We start from the raw sequence: 23523 nt of genomic DNA, 5'->3' as shown, positions 1-23523 counted from the left end.
GGTCCGGTGAGTCCGACCGCAGTCGTGTCGCTCGGGGGACGGTCTCACAGCGTGACGTGAGCGTAGCCGCGTGAACCGTGTCAGACCACACAGACTCCACTGGTATAAGTATTACCAACAAAGTTGTAATACTACAAATTCACTTTCATACTGCGAGATCGGAGTCGTTCGTCCGATTGACGAACGAGCGGTGCCGTGACGGTGACTCAGCGGTGAGTTCCGGTTACGGGAGGTCGCGACAGCACCCAACTGGCGGCGTCGACGCTGGTCCAATCGCGAGGGCTCCGCCGGACAGTTCGGCGAGAGGGACGAACTCGAATCTGGGCGCGAACGAGGGAGCGTCGAGACGTGAGCGGTTGATCCCCGGACTCAGGGCCGCCAGCGTTCGGGGTCGACCGCCCAGAGCAGGCCGACGGCGACCGCGCCGCCGAGGCCGCCGGTGAGAAGCGAGACGGGGTCCGAGGCGCCGGCCGCGAGCGCCGCGAGCAACAGGACGGCGCCGGCGACGAGCGCGGCCGTGTCCTCGGTGGTCGTCGCGCGGATCACCGGGGCCACGGCGCCTCCGGCGACGACGCCGGTCGCGACGGTGCCGGGCGCCCCGGCGACGGCGGCAGCGAGCGCGGCGGGATCGGCCAGCGCCGAGAGGATCGCCGCGGGCGCGGCGGCGACGCCGGCGACGAGCGCGAACGCGGCGGCGCCGCCGAGCGCCGGCGCGAAGAGGGCCGCGCGCGCCGAGAGGTCGGCGCTCGCGAGCGCGGCCGCGCCGCCGATCAGGAGCACCGACCCGACCGCGAGGAGAGGGGGCGTGGCGACGAAGGAGTACGGCGTGGGCGCGATGGCCGACACGGACCCGGCCGCCGACTCGGGCGGGACCGTGGGGGCGAGAGAGACCGTCGCCGCGAGCGCGGCCGCGGCGGCGACGAGGAGGGCCGATCCGAGGAGGCGACTGCGGAGTGACATGGTCGGGGGGAGACGTTCCGAGCACAAAACGATCGCGGGACGGGACCGCGGTCGACGGGGCGGAGGACCGCGACCGTCAGATCGTGATCCCGGCGCGGCCGTCCCCGATGACGACGATCGCCCGCTCCGGCGGGCCGCGCTCGTCGGAGAGCCGCAACAAGAGCGTCTTGACCACCGGGTCGTCGGTCTCGATCTCGCCGCGGACGCCGCTCTGGTCGACCGCGATCCGGAGCGAGTGGTCGCCGGTCCGGCTGATCCCGCCGAGCCGGAGTTTGACCTCGGGCGCCGTGAGCCGCTGGGCGATCACCAGCACCGCGTCGCCGCCGTCGTCGACGAAGTCGGTGCGCTCGACGAACTCCCGCGACTCGGTCGCGTCGGGCTTGAGCGCGCGGCGGGCCGACGAGGCAGATCGGAAGGAGGCCGCGTGCGTCAGGAGTTCCTCGGGCCGGGCGAGGACGCTGCGCGAGTCGACCATCGGGTTGCCGTCGACGTAGCGGCTCCGCACGCCGAGGTCGCCGGGCGTCGAGGCGGCGACGTCGTGGAGGCGGTCGACGCACCCGCCGGTGGCGACGGCGAGCGCTCCGGCGACGACGGCGCGACGGTACACGACCTCGACTGCGACGTACCGAGGTAAAAATCCCGCCGTCACGGTGACACGGACTGAGAATCGGGCGACCCCCCGTCGATCGCCGGCGCAGAGGGTCGCTACTCGTCGATCGCCGGCGCCGGGACGCCCTCGTCGCCCGCGTCGATCTCGAAGGCGCGCCGCAGTTCCGCGATCCGGTCGCGGATGTCGGCCGCCAGCTCGAACTCCAAGTTGCTCGCGGCCTCGTCCATGCGGTCTTCGAGCGCCTCGATCTGCGCTTTCGCCTCGTCCTCGCTCTCCACGTCGCCGACGCTGACGTTGGAGGTGTCCGTCTTCGACCCGGGGAGGTTCGTCTCGCTGACCGGCTTGTCGATGGTGGTCGCCTCGTAGCCGTGTTCCTCGTTGTACTCCAGTTGGATCTCGCGGCGGCGCTGGGTCTCCTCGATGGCCGCCTCCATCGAGTCGGTCACCTCGTCGGCGTAGAGGACGACCTCGCCGTTGACGTTGCGCGCGGCCCGGCCCATCGTCTGGACGAGGGTCGTGGTGGACCGGAGGAACCCCTCCTGGTCGGCGTCGAGGATGGCGACGAGGCTCACCTCCGGGATGTCGAGCCCCTCGCGAAGCAGGTTGATGCCGACGAGCACGTCGATGTTGCCGAGCCGGAGGTCGCGGATGATCTCGTGGCGTTCGAGGGTGTCCGTCTCGTCGTGCATGTACGCCACGTCGACGCCGGCCTCCTCGAGGTACTCCGTGAGGTCCTCGGCCATCCGCTTGGTGAGCGTGGTGACGAGGACGCGCTCGTCGCGCTCGATCCGGTCGTCGACGCGCTCCAAGAGGTCGTCGACCTGCCCCGTCGCGTCGGTCACCTCCACCTTCGGGTCGACGAGGTGCGTCGGGCGGACGATCTGCTCGACGATCCGGTCGGAGGTCTCGCGCTCGTAGTCGCCGGGCGTCGCCGAGACGTAGAGGGTGCGGTCCGTCTTCTCCTCGAACTCCTCGAACGTCAGGGGGCGGTTGTCGTAGGCGGTCGGGAGCCGGAACCCGTTCTCGACCAGCGAGTCCTTCCGCGACTTGTCGCCCTCGTACTGCCCTTTGATCTGGGGGATCGTCTGGTGGGACTCGTCGACGACCGTGAGGAAGTCGTCGGGGAAGTAATCGAGCAGGGTGTAGGGGGCGTCGCCCGACTCGCGGTCGTCCATGTGGACCGAGTAGTTCTCGATCCCCGAGCAGTAGCCCGCCTCGCGAAGCATCTCGATGTCGAAGGTGGTTCGCTCCTCGATGCGCTGGGCCGCCACGAGGTCGCCCTGCCGCTCGAAGTAGCTGACCCGCTTCTCCATCAGGTCCTCGATCTCGGCGATCGCCTGTTCCAGCTTGTCGTCCGGGATCGAGTAGTGCTCCGCCGGGTGGAGCATCACCGCCGGCTCCTCGCTCACGACCTCGCCGTGCATCGGGTCGACCTTGATCATCCGGTCGATCTCGTCGCCCCACATCTCCACCCTGACGGCGTACCGGCCGTACATCGGGTAGATCTCGACTGTGTCGCCGCGCACGCGGAACGTGCCCTGCGTGAAGTCCACGTCGTTGCGCTCGTAGTTCAGGTCGACGAGCCGGGTGAGCAGCTCCTCGCGGCCGATCCGCTCGCCGACCTCCAAGCGCAGCGCCATGTCGCGGTAGTTCTGGGGGTCCCCGAGCCCGTAGATGGCCGAGACGGAGGCGACGACGATCACGTCGTCGCGGGTCAAAAGGGAGCGCGTCGCGGAGTGGCGGAGGCGGTCGATCTCCTCGTTGATCGACATCTCCTTGTCGATGAACGTGTCCGTCTGCTCGACGTACGCCTCCGGCTGGTAGTAGTCGTAGTAGGAGACGAAGTACTCGACGGCGTTGTCCGGGAACAGCTCGCGGAACTCCTCGTACAGCTGGGCCGCGAGCGTCTTGTTGTGGGCCAAGACGAGCGTCGGCTGGTCGAGCTCCTCGGCGACCCACGAGACGGTGTTCGTCTTCCCGGACCCCGTCACGCCGAGGAGCGTCTGCTTCTCGGCGCCCGACTCGAACCCCTCGACCAGCCCCTCGATGGCCTCGGGCTGGTCGCCCGCGGGCTCGAACGGGGCGTCGACGCGGAGGGGGCGGTCGACGGTCGGGCGGTCCTCCGAGAGGGGGGAGTCGGCGTCGCTCACGATACGCGTCGTTGGGCGGCGATACACTTGAGCGGCGCGGCCGCGGGGACGACGGCGACGACGCGACCGCGACGGCGCGTCTCGGGTTCCGAGGGAAGACCTACGTGTCGCCCGGACGGACGGGGGAGCGTGTCCCTCCAACTCACGCCCGTCGTCGCCGTCGGCGTCCTCTGCTTCCTGCTCGTCTGGGTCGCCATCGGCGCGTGGGTCAACTTCGACGCCCACGCCCGCGGAAGCGACCACCCGGGTGTCTGGGGCGTCCTCGCGCCGCTCTCGGGGATCGTACTGTTGTACTACCTGCTGTGGTGGCGCCCCGGACGGGGCCGCCGGTATCCCCCGTCACGGTGGGAGCGAGGGGCGGCCGCCGTCGCAGTCGCCGGTCCCGCGGGGCTGGTCGCCGCGAGCCTCGTCTCGCCGCCCGACCCGGCCTCGCAGTTGACCGTCTGGCCGGTCGCGTTCGCCGGCTGTCTCCCCCTCGCGTACTTGGTGGTCAGAAGGAGGTTCGACGCGACCGGCGGCTCGCCTATGAATAATCGATTGTAGATCGACGGCAGACACCCCAAAGCGCCGGTCGCTCGCTCACAAACGGCCGCTCACGGACCGGCCGCGAACACCTCCAAAGCCCCAGCCGCGGGGCCAGCGTACACTCGCTGTGCTCCTCACTCGGTCACTCACTCCGTTCGCTCCCTCGTTGCGGTGCTTACTTCGTCTACGCTGGCCCCGCGACTGCCCCTTCGAGTCCCGCCCCTCCGGAAGACGGTCCTGCTCGCTCACTCCGTTCGCTGCGCGGGCAGCGACTTCCGTGCTCCCGCTCGCTGCGCTCGCGGGAACGCACAGCCCCGCACCTCACGCCTCCCCAGCCTCGTCACCGGACTACGTCCGGTTTCAAGCGAGAGCTTCGCTCTCGCCCTGTCGCTCACTTCGTTCTCCAGTGAGGGACCGAAGGTCCCTCTGGCAGCCGGGCGGAGCCCGACGACCTCGCGCGTGCTCCTCGCGCTCCGGACGAAAACGTTTCCCCCTGTCCCCGCGAGGCGTGGCGTATGCGCATTGCCGTCCCCAACAAGGGCCGCCTACACGAGCCGACGCTCTCGCTGTTGGAGCGCGCCGGGCTCCACGTCGAGGAGACCGCCGACCGCCAGCTGTACGCCGACACCGTCGACGAGGACGTGACGGTGCTGTTCGCGCGGGCGGCCGATATCCCGGAGTACGTCCGGGACGGCGCCGCCGACCTCGGCGTCACCGGCCTCGACCAGGCGGCCGAGTCGGGCGGCGTCGTCGGCTCCGCGGACGAGGCGGCCGACGGCGACCTCGTCGACCTGCTCGACCTGGGCTACGGCTCCTGTAAGCTCGTCCTCGCGGCGCCGGAGGACGGCGACGTGGCGGCCGTCGAGGACATTGCCGGACGGACGGTCGCCACCGAGTTCCCGAGCGTCACGGAGGCGTACCTCGACCGCGTGGGCGTCGACGCCGACGTGGTCACCGTGACGGGCGCGACCGAACTCACGCCGCACGTCGACATGGCCGACGCCATCGTCGACATCACCTCGACGGGGACGACGCTGAAGGTGAACCGCTTGGCCGTGATCGACGACGTGCTCGACTCCTCGGTGCGGCTGTTCGCCCGCCCGGACGTGGTCGACGGCCCGAAAGTCGAGCAGGTGCTGACCGCCTTCGAGTCGGTCCTCGCGGCGGACGGCCGCCGCTACCTGATGATGAACGCCCCGAAGGCGCGGCTCGACGAGGTGAAGGACGTGATCCCCGGGCTCGGAGGGCCGACCGTGATGGACGTCGAGGCCGACGAGAACGGCAACGGGATGGTCGCGGTCCACGCCGTCGTCGACGAGCGCGACGTGTTCGAGACCATCTCGGAGCTGCGCTCGGTGGGCGCGACCGGCATCCTCGTCACGGAGATCGAACGGCTCGTGGAGTGAGGCCGGGACGGGGCCCTACTCGTCGTCGATCAGCCGCTCCTTCTCGGCGCGCGACAGCGACTTGACGGCGTGCTCCCGCGACATCGCCGCCGACCGCGAGTCGAACGACTCGACGTGACGCAGCGTTACGGGGGTCCGACCGCGGGTGTACTTCGCGCCCTCTCCGGCGTCGTGTTCGGCGACGCGGCGCTCGACGTCGGTCGTGTACCCGGTGTAGAGGGTGCCGTCGGCGCACTCGATCACGTACACGTAGTGGTCGGCCACGAACGGCCGTGCGAGCGCGAGCGCAAAGTGAGTAGGGATGTGCCCGGCGGGGGGACCCGGACGGAGCCGCCGCTCCCCGTGCGCTCGGTCTCACACCGGCGGTTCGGCGGTCAGTCCCCGGTTCGCGTCCGCTCGCGAGACACCTCGGCGATGCCCGCGTTCGCGGAGCACTTCGGGCACGCGTTCAGGTCGCCGTGCTCGTCCGCGAAGACGCGCGCGAAGCGGTCCGAGACGTGCGACCCGCAGTGGTCACAGCGTGGCATGTGATGCCGACGTGCGTCGGCACGATCGGTAGGGGCTGGACGAACAAATACCCTTTCTCGGGCCCGTCGACTTCCGGTATTCGCGCGTTTAATGCGAGCCGAGATCCGGGCCGGAGCCCGCGGTCGGCGGGCCCCCCTACTCGGCCCGGGCCGCGTCGACCGCGCGGGCGATCAGGCCGGCCTGCGCGCCGGCGACGAACCCGGCGTCGACGTTGACGGTTGTGAGCACGGAGCACGACTGGAGCGCGCCCTCCAGCGCCGCGACCCCCTCGCCGCCGACCCCGTAGCCGGTCGAGACCGGGGCGGCGATCACGGGGGCGTCGACGAGGCCGGCGACGACGGTCGGGAGGGCGCCCTCGCGGCCGGCCGCGACCACGACCGCGTCGGCCTCGCGGACCCGGTCGACCTGGTCGAGGATCCGGTCGAGGTTGGCGACCCCCACGTCGTCGACCCGGTCGACCGCGGCCCCGACCTCGCGGGCGACGACCGCCGCCTCGCCGGCGACCGCCGCGTCCGCGGTGCCGGCGGCCACGACCGCGACCGCGGCGTCGAGCGACGGCGGCTCTAAGTCGGCCGCGTGGACGACGACGGTGCCCGCGCGGTCGTCGCGGTCGACCGTCGCGTCCGCCTCGACGTCGCCGACCGCCGCCGCGACCGCGGACGCGGCGGCCTCGTCCGCGCGGGTCACGAGCGCCCGGCCGGTGGTGTCGAGCGCCGTGGTCGCCAGCGCGGCGACCTCCGCGGGCGTCTTCCCCTCCGCGAGGATCGCCTCGGGGATCCCGCGCCGCCGCTCGCGGGCGGCGTCGAACCGCCCCGCGTCCGTGGTCGCGTAGCCCGCGAGCCGCGACTCCGCCTCCTCGATCCCGATGTCGCCCGCCTCGAGCGCCGCCAGCGTCTCTCGCATGGACGGTGGTGCGCGGCGGCCCCGGTCGAACCTGTCGGTTCGGGTCCGGCCCGCCGCGCGCCGACTTCGGCCGGGGGCGGAGCGGGCCCCCGGGGGTCACGCGACGGGGGACGCGGCCCGAGCGAGGCCGGACCGACCCGGGGTCAGCGGCGGTTCCGAGCGTCGTTGAGGCGGAGCGCGGACGAGAATCCCACAAGGCTTATAAGCGACTATCCTCGCAACCCCCCGCGAACCGGCGTCACGGCGCCCCTCGCGGGCGAATTCAGGAACTCTTATTAACCATCACCGGGTAGGCCCGATCGCATGGCAGACCTCATTGTCAAAGCGGCCGTCAAGGAAGCCCTGGACGACAAGAACGTCGCTTCGGACTTCTACGACGCGCTGGACGACGAAGTGGACGAGCTGCTCGAAGACGCCGCGCGCCGCGCCGAGGCCAACGACCGGAAGACGGTCCAGCCGCGCGACCTGTAAGCCGGACCCGTTTCCGTTCCACTTTATTTGGACGCCGACCGGCCAGCGGCCGCGCCGTCGCTCGCGTCGCCGCTCGGCGACGGTTCAGACCTCGTCGACCCGGACGCCGGACTCCGTGCCGACGTGAACCTCGTCCGCGAGCCCGACGAAGAGCCCGTGCTCGACGACGCCCGGGACCGCCGACAGCGTCGCCGACAGGGCGGCCGGGTCGGCGATCTCGCCGAACGCGCAGTCCGTCACGAGGTTCCCGTTGTCCGTCACGACGGGGCCGTCCTTCCGCTCCGCGCGGCGCAGCGTCGGCTCCCCGCCCGCGTCTCGCACCGCCGCGGCGACCGCGGTCCGCCCCGCTGACAGCACCTCGACCGGCACCGACCGGTCCAGTCGCGGCGACTCCTTCGAGGGGTCGGCGACGACGAGGAAGCGGTCCGCGGCGGCGTCGACGAGCTTCTCGCGGGCGTGGGCCGCGCCGCCCCCCTTGATCAGCGCGCCGCCGGAGAGGGGGTCGTCGCCCGCGGCGCCGGTGGCCACCTGATCGGCGCCGTCGATCGCGACGTCGATCCCCGGGCCCTCGGGCCCGACCGCGTCGGGGAGATCGAGGAGCGGAATCCCCTCCTCGGCCGCGAGTTCGCGGCTCGCGAAGGAGGTGGGGACGCCGCGCACGTCGAGGCCGGCGTCGGCCCGCTCGCCGAGGCGCCGGATGGCGTGCGCCGCGGTCGACCCGGTCCCCAGCCCGACCACGTCCCCGTCGGTCACCGCCTCGGCCGCCGACTCGCCGGCGCGTCGCTTCGCCGCGTCGCTCCCGCCGCTCGTCTTCATGTGGTCGAGTGCGTGCGGCGGCGTTGAAAAGGCGTCGGGGAGGAAGACGGCGGGGCGGAGAGGGCGATACGAGGCGGAGACGGCGGGACGGGGCGGGACCGCTCACTCCAACCGGTCCAGCACCGCCTCCGCGTCGTAGGCGAGGGAGAGCTCGCGAGAGCGGCCGCGGCCGTCGACGTCGGCGTACTCGGCGTCGATCACGCCGAGCTGGTCGAGCTTGTTGATGATCTCCGAGTAGCGGGTGTAGCCGAGGTCGGTCGCGTCGTTGAAGGCGTCGTACACCGCGCCGGCGCGCTCGCCGTCGTGTTCGGCGAGGACGCGGACGAGGTCGCGCTCGGAGTCGGAGAGGCCGCGGAGCGACCGCGAGAGGTGGACGTGCTTCGACTTGTCGTATGCGTCCTCGACGTCCGCCTCCGAGACCGTCTTCGAGGCGCGCATCTCGGCGTTGAGTCCCGCCCGGCGCAGGAGGTCGATCCCGACACGGAGGTCGCCGCTCTCGGCGGTGAGGTCCGCGACGCGCTCCAGTTCGGCGTCGCCGATGACCCCCTCGTGGAAGCCGCGCTTGGCGCGCTCCGCGAGGATGTCGTAGATCTCGGTCGCGTCGTAGACCGGGAAGTACACCTCCTCGGGGCGGAAGACGGACTGGACCCGGGTGTCGAGGTCGTCGATCACGTCGAGCCCGAGGTCGGAGGAGACGACGATGACGCCGATCTTCGCGCCGGAGTGCGCCTCGTGGGCCCGCAGGAGCGAGTAGAGGGTGTCGGAGGCTTCGTTCTCGTAGAACAGGTAGTTCACGTCGTCTAAGGCGACGACGAGGACCTCGTCCTCCTCGACGAGCCGGTCCGTGATCTGTCCGAACAGCTTCTTAAACGAGATCCCCGAAGAGGGCGGCTCGTACTCGAATATCCCTTCGAACAGCCGGGAGAACACCGCGTAGCGCGTGGAGTCGACCTGGCAGTTGACGCGGACCGTGCGCACCTCGGTACGGGCGCCGAGCTCGCCGAACAGCTTCTGGACCGCGGTGGTCTTGCCGGTCCCGGGCGGGCCGCGGACCATCGTGTTGAGGGGGCGGGAGCCGCGGACCGCGGGGCGGAGCGCGTACTTCAGGTTCTCCAGCTGGCTCTCCCGGTGGCGGAACGTCTCGGGGACGTGGTCGATCTCGAACACCGACTCGTCGCGGAACACGGACTCGTCCCACGAGAGCATGTCCCCGGCGTCCCCGGTCATGCGAGTACCACGAGAGGCCGCGCACTTAACCGTTGCCCGGCGCCGGGGCGAAACTGAAACTTGTCGCGCGAGCCCCGGAGAGAATCGATTCCGCCGATCGGTCGTTCACTCTCGGTCCGGCGGGATCCCCGCCGCGCTCGCCGCCGATCACCTCGCGTCGCCGCGGCGCAGCACCAGCACGTGCCGCGTCAGCGAGCGGTGGACCCGGCGCTCGAACGCCGCGTCGACCGTCCAGCCGGCGGCGCGGGCGGGGGCGCGCCAGTCGCGGTCCGCGACCAGCACCGCGCGCGGCGCGACCCGGGCGGCCTCGTCGAGCGCGCCCCCGACGAGGTCCGCCAGTTCGTGGCGAGCGATCTTCGACTGCCGGCCGTACGGGGCGTCGAACGCGACGCCGTCGACGGCGTCGTCGGGGAGGGGGAGCGCGGTCGCGTCGCCGCGCGCGACGTGCCAGTCGGGGGACCCCTCGCCGCCGGCGTCGCCCAGGTACTCGCGGAGGTTCCGCCGCGCGCCGCGGACCATCTTCGCCTGCGCGTCGCAGGCGACGGCGTCGGCGCCGACGAGGCCGGCCTCCAGCGGGAGGCCGCCGGTGCCGCACATCGGGTCGAGGAGGGTCCGGCCCGGGGCCGCGCCCGCGAGGTTGGCGTAGGCGCGGGCGTCGGCCGGGGCCATGCTCCCCGGCTGGAAGAAGGGGCGGTCGGTGGGGTCCGGCGCGAAGTCGCGGGCCGCCTCGACCGCGACCCAGCCGAGGGCGCACAGGTCCGCGTCGCCGCCGTCCGCGCCGGCCACCGCGTCGTGCTCGGCGCGCGGGCCGGCCGCGAACAGCGCGCGGAGGACGTGGTCCGGGTCGTCGAGGTCGACCTCGAACCCGCGGTCGACGAGGACGCCGCCGAGCGCGCGCTCGGCCGCCCCCGTCGAGACGCCGGAGGTGGCCCGGACGTCGCGGGCGCGAACCGCCACGCTCCCGGATCGGTCGAGCGGCGCGGCCCGAAGCGCGGCGGCCGCGGCGTCGACGTCGGCGTCCGTCCGCGCGATCGCCTCGTGCGCGGCGCGAGTGTACGCGAGCCGGCCGGCGTGATCGGGATCGATCCCGCCGGTGCGCGCGACTCCCGGCGCGAGGAGGTCGACGCCGGTCGCGGCGGTCGCGGCCTCGCGGGCCGCGAAGGCGTCCGTCTCGCCGGCGAGTTCGAGCCAGTACACGCCGACGGCTCCGCGCGGCGGCGGCAATAGCGTGGCGGTTCCGGCCGGCCACCATTTAAGTGCGTTCGGGCGAGAATCGAGGTGATGACGGCCGACCCGAAGGAGACGATCACCGTAGAGAACGTCGTTGCCTCCACGGGGATCGGACAGGAGCTCGATCTCCAGAGCGTCGCGATGGACCTCGAGGGCGCCGACTACGACCCAGAGCAGTTCCCCGGGCTCGTCTACCGGACCACGGACCCGAAATCGGCCGCGCTGATCTTCCGGTCGGGGAAGATCGTCTGTACGGGGGCGAACTCGATCGAGGCGGTCCACGAGAGCCTCGACACCGTGTTCGGGGAGCTCCGCGCGCTCCAGATCCCGATCGAGGACCCGGAGATAACGGTCCAGAACATCGTCACCTCGGCCGACCTCGGCGAGAGCCTGAACCTGAACGCGATCGCGATCGGCCTCGGCTTGGAGCACATCGAGTACGAGCCGGAGCAGTTCCCCGGGCTCGTCTACCGCCTCGACGAGCCGGAGGTCGTCGCGCTGCTGTTCGGCAGCGGCAAGGTCGTCGTCACCGGCGGCACCAGCGCCGACGACGCGGCCGCCGCCGTCGACGTGATCGTCGAGGAGCTGAACGGGCTCGGACTGCTGGGGTGACGCCGCGACCCCGCGACGGGAGCGGGACCGACGCGGCCGCGTTCCGCGACCACTTTTAGTCGTCGCCCCGTAGACCGACCATGCTCTTACAGACGGTGACGCCGGTCTCCGTGCTCGGGACGACCGTCCTGTTGGCGCTGTTCCTCTCCGTGACCGCGCACATCGCGGCCCGGAACGTCCTCGGCGACGTCGACCCCCGGCGCGCCCTCTACGTCGGGCCCCTGCCCGCCGTGATCAGCGTCGTCGGGAACGCGTTCGAACTCTCCGGGGCGCTCATCCTCCTCGCGGCGCTCCTCGTCGACGGGACGATGTTCTGGTGGAGCTACGAGCAGCCGCGGCGGACGGTGCTCGCGATGACGCTGATCCACGGCGTGGTCACGACGCTGCTCAGCGGGCTCCTGCTCGTGGCCTCGATCCTGATCGCGTCGATGCCGGGGTAGGGTCGCCGGCGGTCCTCGCGAACGACCGCGGCGCGGCGGCGGACCCCGCCCGCGACCGCCTCACGGCGACGGCGGCTGGCCGTTGTAGGCGTCGTGGTCCTGGTAGAAGTTCAGCATCGCGAACTTCAGCTTCGTCGGGTCGACGTCGAGCAGCTCCTCGCGCTCCTCGGGCGGGAACGCGGACCGAACCGAGTACTTCCCCATGTCGGCGGTCGTGTAGCGGCGGTCCGCGAGGATTCGAACCCCGAAGTCGTCGGGCCCGCGGATCACGCGCCCGAGCGCCTGCCGCGTCTTGCGGATCGTCGGGATCTCGACCGCGTAGGTCCACCCCGGGTCGCGGGCGCGGTCGCGGTCCGCGAACGCCCGGTCGTAGGCGTCCTGAACGGCCTGGGTGCGGTCCGAGAGGTGCGGGTACGGGACGCCCACGACGACGACCGTGCGTGCGTCGTCGCCGTCGAAGCTCACCCCCTCGCCGAGCGTCCCCCACAGCGACGTGAACAGCGCGGCGCCGTCGCTCTCGACGAACTCGCTGCGGAGCCGCTCCTCGTCCACGCCCGGGCCGTCGAGGTAGACGGTTCCGAGGTCGGCCGCGCCCGCCTTGCCGGAGCCCTCGGCGACGCCGCCGGACGCCGCCCCGCCCGGACCGGTGAGCCGCTCGTGGTAGCGCTCGGCCTCCGCGTACGAGGGGAAGAAGGCGAGCGTGTTGCCCGGCGTGAATCGGATCGCGTCGCGGAGCAGCGACGACACCGCCTCTTGGGTCTCCGGGTCGTTGCGGTCCGAGGCGAAAAGCGGCGGCACGTCGGCGGCGAACGTCCGGCGGTTCGCCTCGGGATAGCCCATCTCGTAGGCCATCGACGCGGCGTCCTCCAGCCCCAGCACGTCCTCGGTCACGTCGAACGGGCGCAGCGTCGCGCTCATCAGGACCGAGGCGGCCACCTCGTCGAACAGCTCGCCGGTGACGCTCCGCGGGATACAGGTGTACAGCTCCGCCCGCCCGTACACCTCGTCGGTGCCCGCGTCGCGCCGGACGGAGACAACCGGATACTGGCCGAACTCGGCCCCCTCGTCCATCCACGTCGCGACGAACCGGGCGGCCGCGAGCGTCTGCGACTCCGAGCGGGTCGTCGCCTCGCCGTCGCGGTAGCGGCGCTCGTACTCCTCGTCTATCGCCTGCCCGAGCTGGACGGCGAGCTCGGCCTCGGCGTCGATCCCTCGCCCCTCGTAGTTGCGGAGGAACGCCAGCGTGAGGTCGTCGCGGCGGTCGTCGTTGGCGATGGAGACGTCCTCCCAGTTCTCGTCGACCCCGCCGAACCCGAGCCCGTCCTCGTAGGTCTCGACGAGGGCGTCGCGGAAGGCGCGGAGGACGTTCTCCGCGGGCTCCGCGCGGGAATCGTCGCTGTCGGCCAGCTCGTCGAGCGCGGCGTCTAAGGTGTTCTCGGTCAGCGTCCGGGTGGCGTGGTCGCGCGCGGCGTCCTCGATGTTGTGCGCCTCGTCGAAGACGGTGATTATCTCGCTCGGGTCGCGGTCGATCCAGCGGAAGAACTGCTCGCGGATGTTCGGGTCGAGGAGGTGGTGGTAGTTACAGACGACGAGGTCGACGCCCTCCATTCCCTCCTTCAGCAGCTCGTAGCCGCACAGCTCGCGCTCGTCGGCGTACGCGTACACGTCTTCGGGGGTCCGGACGTCCTCGAACAGCCAGCCGAAGAACTCGTCGGTGTCGCGGGTGAGGTTGTTCCGGTAGTGTTCGCAGACGTTCGCGGCCTCGTACTCGTCGAGCTCGCCCTCCAGCTCGTCGAGCTCGTCCATGATCGCCTCGCGGGCCTCCGCGGCGCTCGCGTCGCCCTCGCGGCTCTCGGCTAACAGCTCGCGCTGTCGCGACTCCAGTTCGCGGACCTCCGACTCCGTCTCGACCATCTCGCGGGTGGTGTCCCGGAGGGTCTGACACTCCTGATAGTCGACGTCGATGTGGCACATCGACGACTTCCCCTTGAAGACGACGGCGCGGATCGGCTCCTCGCGGGTGATGGCGCGGGCGTCCTCGACGAACTGCCGCATCTGCTGGTGGACGTTGGTCGTGATGACGACCGTGCGGTCGTGCTCGCGGGCGTGTTCCAGGGCGGGCACGAGCGCGGAGAGCGTCTTGCCCGTCCCGGGCGCCCCCTCGAACAGCACGTCCTGCCCCCGGTCTAACGCGTTGGCGACCCTGTCCATCGCCTCGCGCTGGTTCGGGTAGGGCTCCTCGTACGGGAAGAACCGCAGGTGCGGCGACTCTGACACGGGGTGGGGTTCGGCGCCACCGGCCAAAAGGGGTGGGGTGGCGAGGCGGAAGTGGTCCGGCGGGGGGCGAGCCGATTTTAGTCCGTATTTGAGGCTTCAACAAATATATATTTCTTTGGGGTCGGTGCGAGCGAGTCGCATTATTCCGGCATCTATTACCGGTTCTCAGGCCACCTCGGTAGTGACATGGCCACAGAAACTGCGACTGCGACCGACGTACCGACCGAGACCGGACGCTGGCAGGCGGGCGTGACCGGCGGCATCGTCGGAGCGCTCGCCTTCGGCGCGATGATGTCGATACTGACGCCCGGCGTCCTCAAGATGGGGATCCCGGCGATGTACGGCATCGCGGGGCCCGCCGGCGCCCTCGGCTGGGTGATCCACGTGTCCCACGGCGCGATCATCGGTCTCGGACTCGTCGCGATCGCGAGCCTGAGACCCGCTCTCGGCGACTCGATCGGGACAGGCGTCGGCGCCGGCGCGGGCTACGGCCTCGTCGTGTGGGTCGCGCTCGCCGTCGTCGTGATGCCGATCTGGCTGGGCGCCGTTGGCTTCGCGGGCGCGCCTCCGCTGCCGAACGTCGGAGTCGAGAGCCTCGTCGGCCACGTCGTCTACGGCGCAGTCCTCGGGGGCGTCTACTCGGCGATGGCGAACTGACCGCTGCGACGGGACCCCGTTTTTTAACCCCTCGTATCGCCGATCCGTAGCAACGAATGTTCGACGAGATCCTCGAGAAGTTCGAGGGGTCACCCAGCCAGCAGGCGGTGATCCGGCTGTTCCTGGAGCGCGGCTTCTCGGTCAACGAGGAGGGCCGGGTCGTCTCCGGCGGGATCGAGATCCCGTACACCGGCATCGCGCGCGAGCTCGACGTCGACCGCCGCGTCGTCGACTCGACGACGGACGCGATCCTGGCCGACCCCGAGCTGAAGCGCATCTTCACCAACATCTCGTCGGTACCGAGCCTGATGGACTTAGCGCCCGTCCTGGACCTCACGGTGCTCACCATCGAGGTCGCGGCCGCCGACGAGGCCGGGATCGTCGCCGAGGTGACCGGAATCTTAGCCGACCGTGGCGTCTCGATCCGACAGGTGCTGAGCGAGGACCCCGAGTTCACCGACGACCCGAAGCTGTACGTGATCACCGACGCCGACCTGTCGGGCGACCTGCTCGTGGAGATCCGCGACCTCGACTACGTCCGCCGCGTCGGCTTCTGAGGCCCCCTCGGTCGGCGTCACGTCCTTTTCGCGGCGGCGACGCCCGAGGCGCGCACCCGCCGCGGCGGCGCCCCTCCGACCAGTTTCACCGGCCCGTCGGGGCATCCGCTCCGGCGAGTCCGTTCGAGAGCGAGCGAACCGCGAGCGAGCGGACTCGCCGCGTCCGTTTCACTTTCACTCGGGTGTAAACCAGTCTTTATACCCGATGGCGAACAAGGACCGTGTACATGCCTGAAGACGAACTCGAGGACCTCCCCGGCGTCGGCCCGGCGACCGCGGACAAGCTCGTGGACAACGGATTCGAGAGCTACCAGTCGATCGCGGTCGCGAGCCCCGGCGAGATGTCCAACACCGCCGACATCGGCGAGTCGTCCGCCGCGGACATCATCAACGCCGCCCGCGACGCCGCCGACGTAGGCGGGTTCGAGACGGGCGCGAGCGTGCTTGAGCGCCGCCAGGAGATCGGCAAGCTCTCCTGGCAGATCGACGAGGTCGACGACCTCCTCGGCGGCGGCATCGAGACCCAGTCGATCACCGAGGTGTACGGCGAGTTTGGGTCCGGCAAGTCGCAGGTCACCCACCAGATGGCGGTCAACGTCCAGCTGGAGCCGGAGAACGGCGGCCTCGACGGCGGCTGTATCTTCGTCGACTCCGAGGACACGTTCCGCCCGGAGCGGATCGACGACATGGTCCGGGGGCTCGACGACGAGATCCTCGCCGACGAGATGGAGCGCCGCGAGATCGAGGGCACGCCCTCGGACGAGGAGGCGTTAGCGGCGCTCGTCGAGGCGTTCCTCGACCAGATTCACGTCGCGAAGGCGTTCAACTCCAACCACCAGATCCTCCTCGCCGAGAAGGCGAAGGAGCTTGCCGGCGAACACGAGGAGACGGAGTGGCCGATCCGGATCGTCTGCGTCGACTCGCTCACCGCGCACTTCCGCGCGGAGTACGTCGGCCGCGGCGAGCTCGCCGAGCGACAGCAGAAGCTCAACAAGCACCTCCACGACCTGATGCGCCTCGGCGACCTGTACAACACCGCCATCCTCGTCACCAACCAGGTCGCGTCGAACCCGGACTCCTACTTCGGCGACCCGACCCAGGCGATCGGCGGCAACATCCTCGGGCACGCCTCTACCTTCCGGATCTACCTCCGGAAGTCGAAGGGCGACAAGCGGATCGTCCGCCTCGTCGACGCGCCGAACCTCGCCGACGGCGAGGCCGTGATGCGCGTCCAGAACGAGGGGCTGAAGCCCGAGTGACCGGCGGGTCGGTCTCCCCGCGGGCGGCGCGTCGGGCGGGCGGCTCGCGCGGATCGGACGGGCGGTCGCCCGACCGCGCGGCCGGTTGACGAACGTCAACTTTCTTCGAACGCCGCCGAAACGCCCGATATCGACAGGTAGGGGGCCTTTTTCACCGGTAGACGCGATTTGGCTGTGGCGATTTTTGCCACGACCGCCCGCGCCTCGGCGCGATGCGCCGGATTCCACCCGATCGGCGGTGAAATAGCAACTTTTTGATAATACGTCCGTTCGGTTCTCTCGCAACGATTGCCGCGGAATCTCGCGTTAAACATCCTTATATTACATATCTTCGTCTTTATATCTGACGTACGGCGTATTATCAAACACATTTTTTGAGAAACCCAACTCGAACGTTTATATGTGGGCGTTCCCGGGAGTCGAGACGTGATTCAACGCATGAACACGAGCGAAACACGGTTCGAACCAGACGCGCGTTCAGTAGAGGTGGGTGAAGCGTGACGGCCGGCGTCCTCGCGACGATCGACCCGAGCACGTTCGCGTCCGCGATGAACGGAACGTGGATCCTCGTCGTCACCTTCCTCATCTTCTTCATGCACGCCGGCTTCGCCATGCTAGAGGCGGGCCAGGTACGCTCGAAGAACGTCGCGAACCAGCTGACGAAGAACCTCCTGACCTGGAGCGTCGGGGTGACGGTGTTCTTCCTCATCGGCACGGCGTTCACGAGCCTCGTGAACGGGTCGGCGGGGATCATGTCGGCGGCGGGCGCGCTGTTCTCCGGCGGCGAGATGGCCGTCGAGTCCGGCGTCGTCGGCCCGTACGTCAACTGGCTCTACGGCGCCGTCTTCGCGATGACCGCCGCGACGATCGTCTCCGGGGCGGTCGCGGGGCGCGCGAAGCTCCGCGCGTACGTCACGTACACGTTCCTGCTGGCCGCGGTCATCTACCCGATGGTCATCGCGTTCACCTGGTCGGCCTCCGGTGACGGGCTCGTCGCTCAGCTGACCGGCGTCGCGTTCCACGACTTCGCGGGCGGCATGATCGTCCACGGCATGGGCGGTATCGCGGGCCTCACGGCCGCGGCCGTCCTCGGTCCGCGGATGGACCGCTACGCGAAGGACGGCTCGACGAACGTCATCCCCGGCCACTCGCTGACGTTCGCCGTGCTGGGGACGCTCGTCCTCGCGTTCGGCTGGTACGGCTTCAACGTCGGCACGGCGTCCGTCGTCAGCGGCGGCGTGTTCAACACGCTGACGCTCAACCTCGTCGCGATGGGGACGACGATCGCGATGGCGTCGGGCGGGATCGGCGCCGCGCTCGTCGTGTGGCTCAAGACCGGGAAGGTCGACACGCTGTACGTCGCGAACGGCCTGCTCGCCGGTCTCGTCGGCATCACCGCCATCCCCGACACCACGGCGTGGTGGGGCGCCGTCGTCGTCGGCGGCCTCGCAGGCGCGCAGCTCCCGATCGTCTTCGAGTTCGTCTCCGACACGCTGAAGATCGACGACGTCTGCGCGGTGTTCCCGGTCCACGGGAGCGCGGGCGTGCTCGGCACGCTGCTGTTCCCGTTCGTCGCCGCGCCGGGCCAGCTCAGCGCCGGCATCGGCGCGCACTTCGTCGCCCAGCTCGTGGGCGTGGTCATCATCGGCGGCTGGACGATCACCGCGACCGCCGCGGTCTGGTACGTGCTCAAGACGTCCGGCGAGGCGCGCGTCACGCCGGAGCACGAACAGGAGGGGCTCGACATCTCCGAGCACGGCGTCGAGACCTACCCCGAGTTCGGCGGCGACCGCGTCGCCACCGACGGCGGCCCGGCCGTCGTCGACACGACCGAGTCCGACGGCGGGTCGCCGCGCGCCGACGGCGGCGCGGAGGCGGGCACGCAGATCAAGATGGTCACGGCGGTCGTCCGGCCCGACAAGCTCGGCGACATCAAGCAGGCGCTCGCCGAGGTGCAGGCGCCGTCGCTCACCGTCACGAACGTCTCCGGTCGCGGCTCCCAGCCCGCGAAGACCGGCCAGTGGCGCGGCGAGGAGTTCACTGTCGACCTCCACCAGAAGGTGAAAGTCGAGGTCGTCGTCGCCGACATCCCGGCCGACGAGGTCGCGAACGCCATCGCCGACGCCGCGAAGACCGGCGAGGCGGGCGACGGCAAGGTGTTCATCATGCCCGTCGAGGACGCGCTACAGGTCCGGACGGGCGCGACCGGTCCGGAGGCGGTGTAGGCGCGCGACGCGCGGTCCGACGGGTCGTTTTTTCGGCGTCCGAAGCGGTTCGCCCGGTTCGGCAACTACTTTCAGCCCGACGCCCCAACCGATCGGTATGAACCACGAGCGCTCGCGCGGGCTGTACGACCGCGCGCTGTCGGCGATGCCCGGCGGCGTCAACTCCTCGGTCCGGGCGACGATGCCGCATCCGTTCTTCGTCGAGCGCGGCGACGGCGGCCACGTGATCGACGCGGACGGGAACCGCTACGTCGACTGGGTGATGGGGTACGGGCCGCTGCTGTACGGCCACGACCTCCCCGACCCGGTCGAGGCGGCGGTCCAGTCCCACGTCGCGGAGGGGCCCATGTACGGCGCGCCCACGGAGGTCGAGGTCGAACACGCCGAGTTCGTCGCTCGCCACGTCCCCAGCGTGGAGTCGATCCGCTTCGTCAACTCCGGCACGGAGGCGACGGTGTCGGCGGTGCGGCTCGCCCGCGGCCACACCGACCGCGACAAGATCGTCGTGATGCAGGGCGGCTACCACGGCGCGCAGGAGTCGACCCTCGTCGAGGGGTCGCCGGGGGACGCGCACCCCTCGACGGCGGGGATCCCCGAGTCGTTCGCCGAACACACCCTGCCGATCCCGTTCAACGACCCGGCGGCGGCCAAGGAGGTGTTCGCGGAGCACGGCGACGACATCGCCGCCGTCCTCGTGGAGCCAATCTTAGCCAACATGGGGATCGTGATGCCCGTCGACGGCTACCACGAGACGCTGCGGGACCTCTGTGACGACCACGGCTCGCTTCTGATCTTCGACGAGGTGATCACCGGGTTCCGGGTGGGCGGCCTCGGCTGCGCGCAGTCGAAGTTCGGCGTCACCCCCGACGTGACGACGTTCGGCAAGATCATCGGCGGCGGCTTCCCCGTCGGCGCCATCGGCGGGAAGGCGGAGATCGTCGAGGGGTTCACCCCGGCCGGCGAGGTGTTCCAGTCCGGGACCTTCTCCGGGCACCCGGTGACGATGGCCGCCGGGAAGGCCGGCCTGGAGTACGCCGCCGAGAACGACGTGTACGAGCACGTCAACCGCCTCGGTCGGAAGCTCCGCGAGGGGATCGCCGAGATCTGCGCCGAGCGCGCGCCGGAGTACACCGTCGTCGGCACCGACTCGATGTTCAAGACGGTGTTCACCCGCGAGGCGCCCGACGACGTCGACGCCTGCTGCGCGGGCGGCTGCCGACAGGACCCCGACTGCGCCCGGTACGACGCCTGCCCGAAGACGGGCGCCGACGTGGCCGACGCCGCGACCGACCGCTGGGAGCGCGTGTTCTGGCAGGAGATGAAAGACCGCGGCGTGTTCCTCACCGCGAACCAGTTCGAGTGCCAGTTCACCTCCTACGCGCACACCGAGGAGGACGTCGAGAAGACGCTGGCGGCGTACCGCGAGGCGCTGTAGTCGGGCGGACGCCCTCGGGAACCGGTCCGGCAAGCCTTGCGACGGTGGAGCGGTGCGGAACAGTTTTATACCGGAGATCGGATACGTACACGTGATGACCGCAGCGGCTCGTCTCGACGCCGCCCTTCTCCGAGACCGACGAGCCCTGCGACCGCGACGAGATGTCCGACCGCCGCGACCGGCCTCCGGCGCGGCGCGACGACGAGGCCCTTCGGGCCAGTAATCCTCACCTCTCGTCGCGTTCGCGCCGCTCCGTTCCGAAGAGTCCCGACTCCGCGTTCCGCGAGCGGCCGCCCCGTGTTTTTCTTACAGTATTAAAACCGCTGAATTTAAAGGTCTAGGCCGGGTGTACACTGGTAATGACGAGCGTTGCACTCGCGTTCAGCGGGGGACTCGACACCACGGTCTGCGTACCGCTGCTGAAAGAGGAGTACGGCTACGACGAGGTCATCGGCGTCAACGTCGACGTCGGCCAGCCGACGGAGGAGTTCGACGAGGCAGAAGAGACCGCGGAGGCGCTGGGGCTCGACATCCACGTCGTCGACGCGAAAGACGAGTTCGCGGACCTCTGTTTCGATGCGGTGAAGGCGAACGCCAGCTACCAGGGCTACCCGCTCGGCACCGCCCTCGCGCGTCCGGTCATCGCCGAGGCGATCCTCGGCGTCGCCGAGGAGCAGGGCTGCGACGCCATCGCGCACGGCTGTACGGGGAAGGGCAACGACCAGCTCCGCTTCGAGGCGGTCTGGCGCGGCTCCGACCTCGACGTGATCGCCCCCGTGCGCGAGCTGGGCCTCACCCGCGAGTGGGAGATCGACTACGCCGCCGAGAAGGACCTTCCCGTCGAGGCCGGCGACGGCGGCGTCTGGTCCATCGACGAGAACATCTGGTCGCGCGCGGTCGAGGGCGGGAAGCTGGAGAACCCGGACTACGAGCCGCCGGAGGACATCTACGAGTGGACCGCGGAGCCCGAGGGCGAGACCACCATCGAGGTGACGTTCGAGGCGGGCGTCCCGGTCGCGGTCGACGGCGAGGCGATGGACCCGGTCCCGCTCATCCAGCACCTCAACGAGTACGCCGGCGGCTACGGCGTCGGCCGCACCGACGTGATGGAGGACCGCATGCTCGGGCTGAAGGTGCGCGAGAACTACGAGCACCCGGCCGCGACCGTCCTCTTGACCGCCCACCAGGCGCTCGAAGACCTCGTCTTGACGAAGAACGAGCGCTCGTTCAAGAAGGGGATCGAGCAGGAGTGGTCCGAGAAGGCCTACGAGGGGCTCGTGTTCGCGCCCGTCGTCGACGCGCTGAACGCCTTCGTCGACGAGACGCAGGACGTGGTCACCGGCACGGCGACGGTGAAGGTCTCGGGCGGCGACTGCCGCGTCGTCGCGCGCGACTCCGAGTACGCCGTCTACTCCGAGGAGATGGCCTCGTTCAACACCGAGGACGTGGCGGGCATCGCGCAGTCCGACGCGACGGGCGTCGCGAAGTACCACGGCCTCCAGGAGCGCCTCGCGAACGACGTGAAGGCGAGCGTCTCGAAGCCCGAACTGGCCACCGACGGATCCGGTGAACCGGACGCGACGGACGACGGGAAGTAGATGACCGACGACGATCCCGACGCCGCGGCGGACGCCGACGGCGGAGCGAGCGGCGGGAGCGACACCGCCGTCCGCCGCGACCGCTTCAGCGGCGGCCCCGCCCGCGAGTTCCTGTCGAGCCTCGCGGCCGACGCGGCCATCTTCGAGGCGGACCTCGCGGTCGACCGCGCGCACGTGGTCATGCTCGCGGAACAGGGGATCGTCGACGACGCGGTCGCGGGCGAGATCCTCGGCGCGCTCGACGCCGTCGAGGCCGCCGGGCACGGCGAACTCCCCGCCGGCGAGGACGTCCACGAGGCAATCGAGACCGCGGTCATCGACCGGGTCGGCCCGGACGGCGGCCGAATGCACACCGCCCGCTCGCGCAACGACGAGGTGGCGACGTGTATCCGCTACCGCCTGCGCGATGACCTGCTCGACGCCGTCGAGGCGACGGTCGCGGCCCGCGAGGCCCTCGTCGAGGTCGCCGAAGAGCACGCGGAGACGGTGATGCCGGGGTACACCCACCTCCAGCCGGCCCAGCCGACGACGGTCGGACACTACCTGCTGTCGTACGAGGGCGGGCTCGCGCGCGACACGGAGCGGCTGCTCGACGCGTACGACCGCGTGAACCGGTCGCCCCTCGGCGCGGCCGCGTTCGCGGGGACCCCGTTCGACGTCGACCGCGACCGCACCGCCGGGCTGCTCGGCTTCGACGGGACGGTCCGCAACTCGATGGACGCCGCCTCCGCGCGCGACTTCCTCGCGGAGTCGGCGAGCGCGCTCGCGACGCTCGCGACGACGCTGTCGGGGCTCGCGGAGGACCTGATCGTCTTCTCGAACAAGGGCGTCGTCGAACTGGCCGACGCGTACGCCTCCACCTCCTCGATCATGCCCCAGAAGAAGAACCCCGACACGCTGGAGCTGACCCGCGGCGTGGCGGGCGACGCGATCGGCGAGGCGACCGGCACGCTGAGCCTGCTGAAGGGGCTCCCGCGCGCCTACAACCGCGACCTCCAGCGCGCTCACGCGAGCGTCTTCGAGGTCGCGGGCGACGTGCGGGAGGCGACCGAGGTCGCCGCGGGCGCGGTCGCGACCGCCGAGTGGGACGAGGCGGCGCTCGCGACGGCCGCCGGAGAGGGGTTCTCGACGGCCACGGGCGTCGCCGACCTGCTCGCGACCGGCGGGTTACCCTTCCGGACGGCCCACGAGATCGTCGCGGCCGCGGCGGAGACGGTCGCGGACGACGACTCGCCGGCCGCGGCGGCCGCAAAAGTTGACGAGGCCGCTCGAAAGGTGACGGGCGAGCCCCTCTCCGCGTACGTGAGCCGCGAGGACGTGGAGTCGACGCTCGACCCGGCCGAAAGCGTCGCGAGCCGCGACTCCGTCGGGGGACCGGCGCCCGACGCGCTCGCCGACGCGCTCGCCGACGCCGAGGCGGGGATCGAGGGAGACGAGGCCGCGCTGACGGCCGAGCGCGACGCGCTCGCCGACGCAAGCGAGGCGCTGGACGCGGAGGTCGACCGCTATGTCTGAGCCGCGACGCCCGCGAGGTCGGCGTCGGCTCGGTCGGGACCGACCCGACCGACGACGACGACCGTCCCCGTAGGGGGACATACTTACTACCGAGATCTGACATTCGATCTCGACACGCCGGT

22 protein-coding genes are annotated in these 23523 nt (G+C 70.7%); 12 read left to right on the top strand and 10 right to left on the bottom strand.

All coding sequences use genetic code 11. From position 1 onward, the window contains the following. Nucleotides 1–369 precede the first annotated feature (369 nt). The 3 genes from AMR74_RS01875 to uvrB form a co-directional block, all read right to left on the bottom strand. Entirely contained in the window at nucleotides 370–960 is a 591-nt protein-coding gene (locus tag AMR74_RS01875; RefSeq protein WP_053770369.1) for a hypothetical protein, read from the bottom strand. A gap of 76 nt (nucleotides 961–1036) precedes the next feature. After that, nucleotides 1037–1567 (bottom strand): hypothetical protein, encoded by a 531-nt coding sequence (locus AMR74_RS01870; RefSeq protein ID WP_053770368.1) that lies wholly within the window; start codon nucleotides 1565–1567, stop codon nucleotides 1037–1039. A 98-nt stretch (nucleotides 1568–1665) separates the two neighbouring features. Beyond that, complete coding sequence (gene uvrB, locus AMR74_RS01865) at nucleotides 1666–3720, bottom strand: excinuclease ABC subunit UvrB (protein ID WP_053770367.1); 2055 nt, start codon at nucleotides 3718–3720, stop codon at nucleotides 1666–1668. Between the two features lie 129 nt (nucleotides 3721–3849). Between uvrB and AMR74_RS01860 the strand changes: the two genes are divergently transcribed. Both AMR74_RS01860 and hisG read left to right on the top strand, forming a co-directional pair. Then, the gene (locus tag AMR74_RS01860) at nucleotides 3850–4263 is read left to right on the top strand and encodes a hypothetical protein (RefSeq protein ID WP_053770366.1); all 414 of its coding nucleotides are present in this window, start codon (nucleotides 3850–3852) and stop codon (nucleotides 4261–4263) included. A 497-nt stretch (nucleotides 4264–4760) separates the two neighbouring features. Then, nucleotides 4761–5651, top strand: coding sequence for an ATP phosphoribosyltransferase (gene hisG / locus AMR74_RS01855; protein ID WP_053770365.1), 891 nt, complete (start codon nucleotides 4761–4763; stop codon nucleotides 5649–5651). Nucleotides 5652–5666: 15 nt separating this feature from the next. Here hisG and AMR74_RS01850 read toward each other — a convergent pair whose 3' ends face one another. The 3 genes from AMR74_RS01850 to larB all read right to left on the bottom strand — a co-directional run bounded on the left by AMR74_RS01850 (nucleotide 5667) and on the right by larB (nucleotide 7082). Beyond that, nucleotides 5667–5915, bottom strand: coding sequence for a GIY-YIG nuclease family protein (locus AMR74_RS01850; RefSeq protein ID WP_053770364.1), 249 nt, complete (start codon nucleotides 5913–5915; stop codon nucleotides 5667–5669). A 110-nt stretch (nucleotides 5916–6025) separates the two neighbouring features. Beyond that, nucleotides 6026–6178 carry a DUF7563 family protein gene (locus tag AMR74_RS18945; protein WP_004599353.1) on the bottom strand — a complete coding sequence of 51 codons (153 nt, stop codon included), beginning with the start codon at nucleotides 6176–6178 and terminating at the stop codon, nucleotides 6026–6028. A 136-nt stretch (nucleotides 6179–6314) separates the two neighbouring features. Further along, nucleotides 6315–7082, bottom strand: a complete 768-nt coding sequence (larB, locus tag AMR74_RS01845; RefSeq protein ID WP_053770363.1) for a nickel pincer cofactor biosynthesis protein LarB — start codon at nucleotides 7080–7082, stop codon at nucleotides 6315–6317. 303 nt (nucleotides 7083–7385) lie between these two features. Between larB and AMR74_RS01840 the strand changes: the two genes are divergently transcribed. Next, nucleotides 7386–7553 (top strand): DUF1931 family protein, encoded by a 168-nt coding sequence (locus AMR74_RS01840; RefSeq protein WP_004047560.1) that lies wholly within the window; start codon nucleotides 7386–7388, stop codon nucleotides 7551–7553. An 84-nt stretch (nucleotides 7554–7637) separates the two neighbouring features. Here the strand turns inward: AMR74_RS01840 and rpiA are convergent, their stop codons facing one another. From rpiA to AMR74_RS01825, 3 genes are all read right to left on the bottom strand, one after another. Next, on the bottom strand, nucleotides 7638–8369 hold the full coding sequence (gene rpiA, locus AMR74_RS01835; RefSeq protein ID WP_053770362.1) for a ribose-5-phosphate isomerase RpiA: 732 nt from the start codon (nucleotides 8367–8369) through the stop codon (nucleotides 7638–7640). Between the two features lie 102 nt (nucleotides 8370–8471). Then, on the bottom strand, nucleotides 8472–9596 hold the full coding sequence (locus AMR74_RS01830) for an ORC1-type DNA replication protein (protein ID WP_053770361.1): 1125 nt from the start codon (nucleotides 9594–9596) through the stop codon (nucleotides 8472–8474). A 147-nt stretch (nucleotides 9597–9743) separates the two neighbouring features. Beyond that, nucleotides 9744–10793 carry an RNA methyltransferase gene (locus tag AMR74_RS01825; protein ID WP_053770360.1) on the bottom strand — a complete coding sequence of 350 codons (1050 nt, stop codon included), beginning with the start codon at nucleotides 10791–10793 and terminating at the stop codon, nucleotides 9744–9746. An 84-nt stretch (nucleotides 10794–10877) separates the two neighbouring features. Between AMR74_RS01825 and AMR74_RS01820 the strand changes: the two genes are divergently transcribed. Together AMR74_RS01820 and AMR74_RS01815 are read left to right on the top strand one after the other, a co-directional pair. Next, nucleotides 10878–11438 (top strand): TATA-box-binding protein, encoded by a 561-nt coding sequence (locus AMR74_RS01820; protein ID WP_053770359.1) that lies wholly within the window; start codon nucleotides 10878–10880, stop codon nucleotides 11436–11438. Between the two features lie 80 nt (nucleotides 11439–11518). Beyond that, on the top strand, nucleotides 11519–11878 hold the full coding sequence (locus AMR74_RS01815) for a DUF7473 family protein (protein WP_053770358.1): 360 nt from the start codon (nucleotides 11519–11521) through the stop codon (nucleotides 11876–11878). Between the two features lie 60 nt (nucleotides 11879–11938). Here AMR74_RS01815 and AMR74_RS01810 read toward each other — a convergent pair whose 3' ends face one another. Next, nucleotides 11939–14155, bottom strand: coding sequence for an ATP-dependent DNA helicase (locus AMR74_RS01810; RefSeq protein WP_053770357.1), 2217 nt, complete (start codon nucleotides 14153–14155; stop codon nucleotides 11939–11941). Between the two features lie 186 nt (nucleotides 14156–14341). Between AMR74_RS01810 and AMR74_RS01805 the strand changes: the two genes are divergently transcribed. The 7 genes from AMR74_RS01805 (at nucleotide 14342) to argH (ending at nucleotide 23401) form a co-directional block, all read left to right on the top strand. Continuing rightward, nucleotides 14342–14812 (top strand): hypothetical protein, encoded by a 471-nt coding sequence (locus AMR74_RS01805; protein WP_053770356.1) that lies wholly within the window; start codon nucleotides 14342–14344, stop codon nucleotides 14810–14812. A 56-nt stretch (nucleotides 14813–14868) separates the two neighbouring features. Next, a complete protein-coding gene (locus AMR74_RS01800; RefSeq protein WP_053770355.1) occupies nucleotides 14869–15369 on the top strand; it encodes an ACT domain-containing protein in 501 nt (166 codons plus the stop codon). A gap of 227 nt (nucleotides 15370–15596) precedes the next feature. Further along, nucleotides 15597–16628, top strand: a complete 1032-nt coding sequence (radA, locus tag AMR74_RS01795; RefSeq protein WP_053770354.1) for a DNA repair and recombination protein RadA — start codon at nucleotides 15597–15599, stop codon at nucleotides 16626–16628. Nucleotides 16629–17125: 497 nt separating this feature from the next. Next, nucleotides 17126–18853 (top strand): ammonium transporter, encoded by a 1728-nt coding sequence (locus AMR74_RS01790; protein WP_053770353.1) that lies wholly within the window; start codon nucleotides 17126–17128, stop codon nucleotides 18851–18853. Nucleotides 18854–18950: 97 nt separating this feature from the next. Further along, on the top strand, nucleotides 18951–20288 hold the full coding sequence (gene hemL / locus AMR74_RS01785; RefSeq protein ID WP_053770352.1) for a glutamate-1-semialdehyde 2,1-aminomutase: 1338 nt from the start codon (nucleotides 18951–18953) through the stop codon (nucleotides 20286–20288). Nucleotides 20289–20647: 359 nt separating this feature from the next. Next, nucleotides 20648–21886, top strand: a complete 1239-nt coding sequence (locus AMR74_RS01780) for an argininosuccinate synthase (protein ID WP_053770351.1) — start codon at nucleotides 20648–20650, stop codon at nucleotides 21884–21886. Next, nucleotides 21887–23401, top strand: coding sequence for an argininosuccinate lyase (argH, locus tag AMR74_RS01775; RefSeq protein WP_053770350.1), 1515 nt, complete (start codon nucleotides 21887–21889; stop codon nucleotides 23399–23401). It begins immediately after the preceding gene. Nucleotides 23402–23523: the final 122 nt, after the last annotated feature.

This window comes from Halorubrum tropicale (assembly GCF_001280455.1).
GTDB lineage: Archaea > Halobacteriota > Halobacteria > Halobacteriales > Haloferacaceae > Halorubrum > Halorubrum tropicale.
This window is presented reverse-complemented; position numbering and strand designations above follow the sequence as displayed.

What these genes read in the sequence shown, in the direction of transcription:
- rpiA (WP_053770362.1), bottom strand. Translation starts at nt 8,369, where the DNA reads ATGAAGACGAGCGGCGGGAGCGACGCGGCGAAGCGACGCGCCGGCGAG.
- AMR74_RS01805 (WP_053770356.1), top strand. Translation starts at nt 14,342, where the DNA reads ATGGCCACAGAAACTGCGACTGCGACCGACGTACCGACCGAGACCGGA.
- AMR74_RS01875 (WP_053770369.1), bottom strand. Translation starts at nt 960, where the DNA reads ATGTCACTCCGCAGTCGCCTCCTCGGATCGGCCCTCCTCGTCGCCGCC.
- AMR74_RS18945 (WP_004599353.1), bottom strand. Translation starts at nt 6,178, where the DNA reads ATGCCACGCTGTGACCACTGCGGGTCGCACGTCTCGGACCGCTTCGCG.
- hemL (WP_053770352.1), top strand. Translation starts at nt 18,951, where the DNA reads ATGAACCACGAGCGCTCGCGCGGGCTGTACGACCGCGCGCTGTCGGCG.
- AMR74_RS01815 (WP_053770358.1), top strand. Translation starts at nt 11,519, where the DNA reads ATGCTCTTACAGACGGTGACGCCGGTCTCCGTGCTCGGGACGACCGTC.
- radA (WP_053770354.1), top strand. Translation starts at nt 15,597, where the DNA reads ATGCCTGAAGACGAACTCGAGGACCTCCCCGGCGTCGGCCCGGCGACC.
- argH (WP_053770350.1), top strand. Translation starts at nt 21,887, where the DNA reads ATGACCGACGACGATCCCGACGCCGCGGCGGACGCCGACGGCGGAGCG.
- AMR74_RS01830 (WP_053770361.1), bottom strand. Translation starts at nt 9,596, where the DNA reads ATGACCGGGGACGCCGGGGACATGCTCTCGTGGGACGAGTCCGTGTTC.
- AMR74_RS01800 (WP_053770355.1), top strand. Translation starts at nt 14,869, where the DNA reads ATGTTCGACGAGATCCTCGAGAAGTTCGAGGGGTCACCCAGCCAGCAG.
- hisG (WP_053770365.1), top strand. Translation starts at nt 4,761, where the DNA reads ATGCGCATTGCCGTCCCCAACAAGGGCCGCCTACACGAGCCGACGCTC.
- AMR74_RS01780 (WP_053770351.1), top strand. Translation starts at nt 20,648, where the DNA reads ATGACGAGCGTTGCACTCGCGTTCAGCGGGGGACTCGACACCACGGTC.
- AMR74_RS01840 (WP_004047560.1), top strand. Translation starts at nt 7,386, where the DNA reads ATGGCAGACCTCATTGTCAAAGCGGCCGTCAAGGAAGCCCTGGACGAC.
- AMR74_RS01820 (WP_053770359.1), top strand. Translation starts at nt 10,878, where the DNA reads ATGACGGCCGACCCGAAGGAGACGATCACCGTAGAGAACGTCGTTGCC.
- larB (WP_053770363.1), bottom strand. Translation starts at nt 7,082, where the DNA reads ATGCGAGAGACGCTGGCGGCGCTCGAGGCGGGCGACATCGGGATCGAG.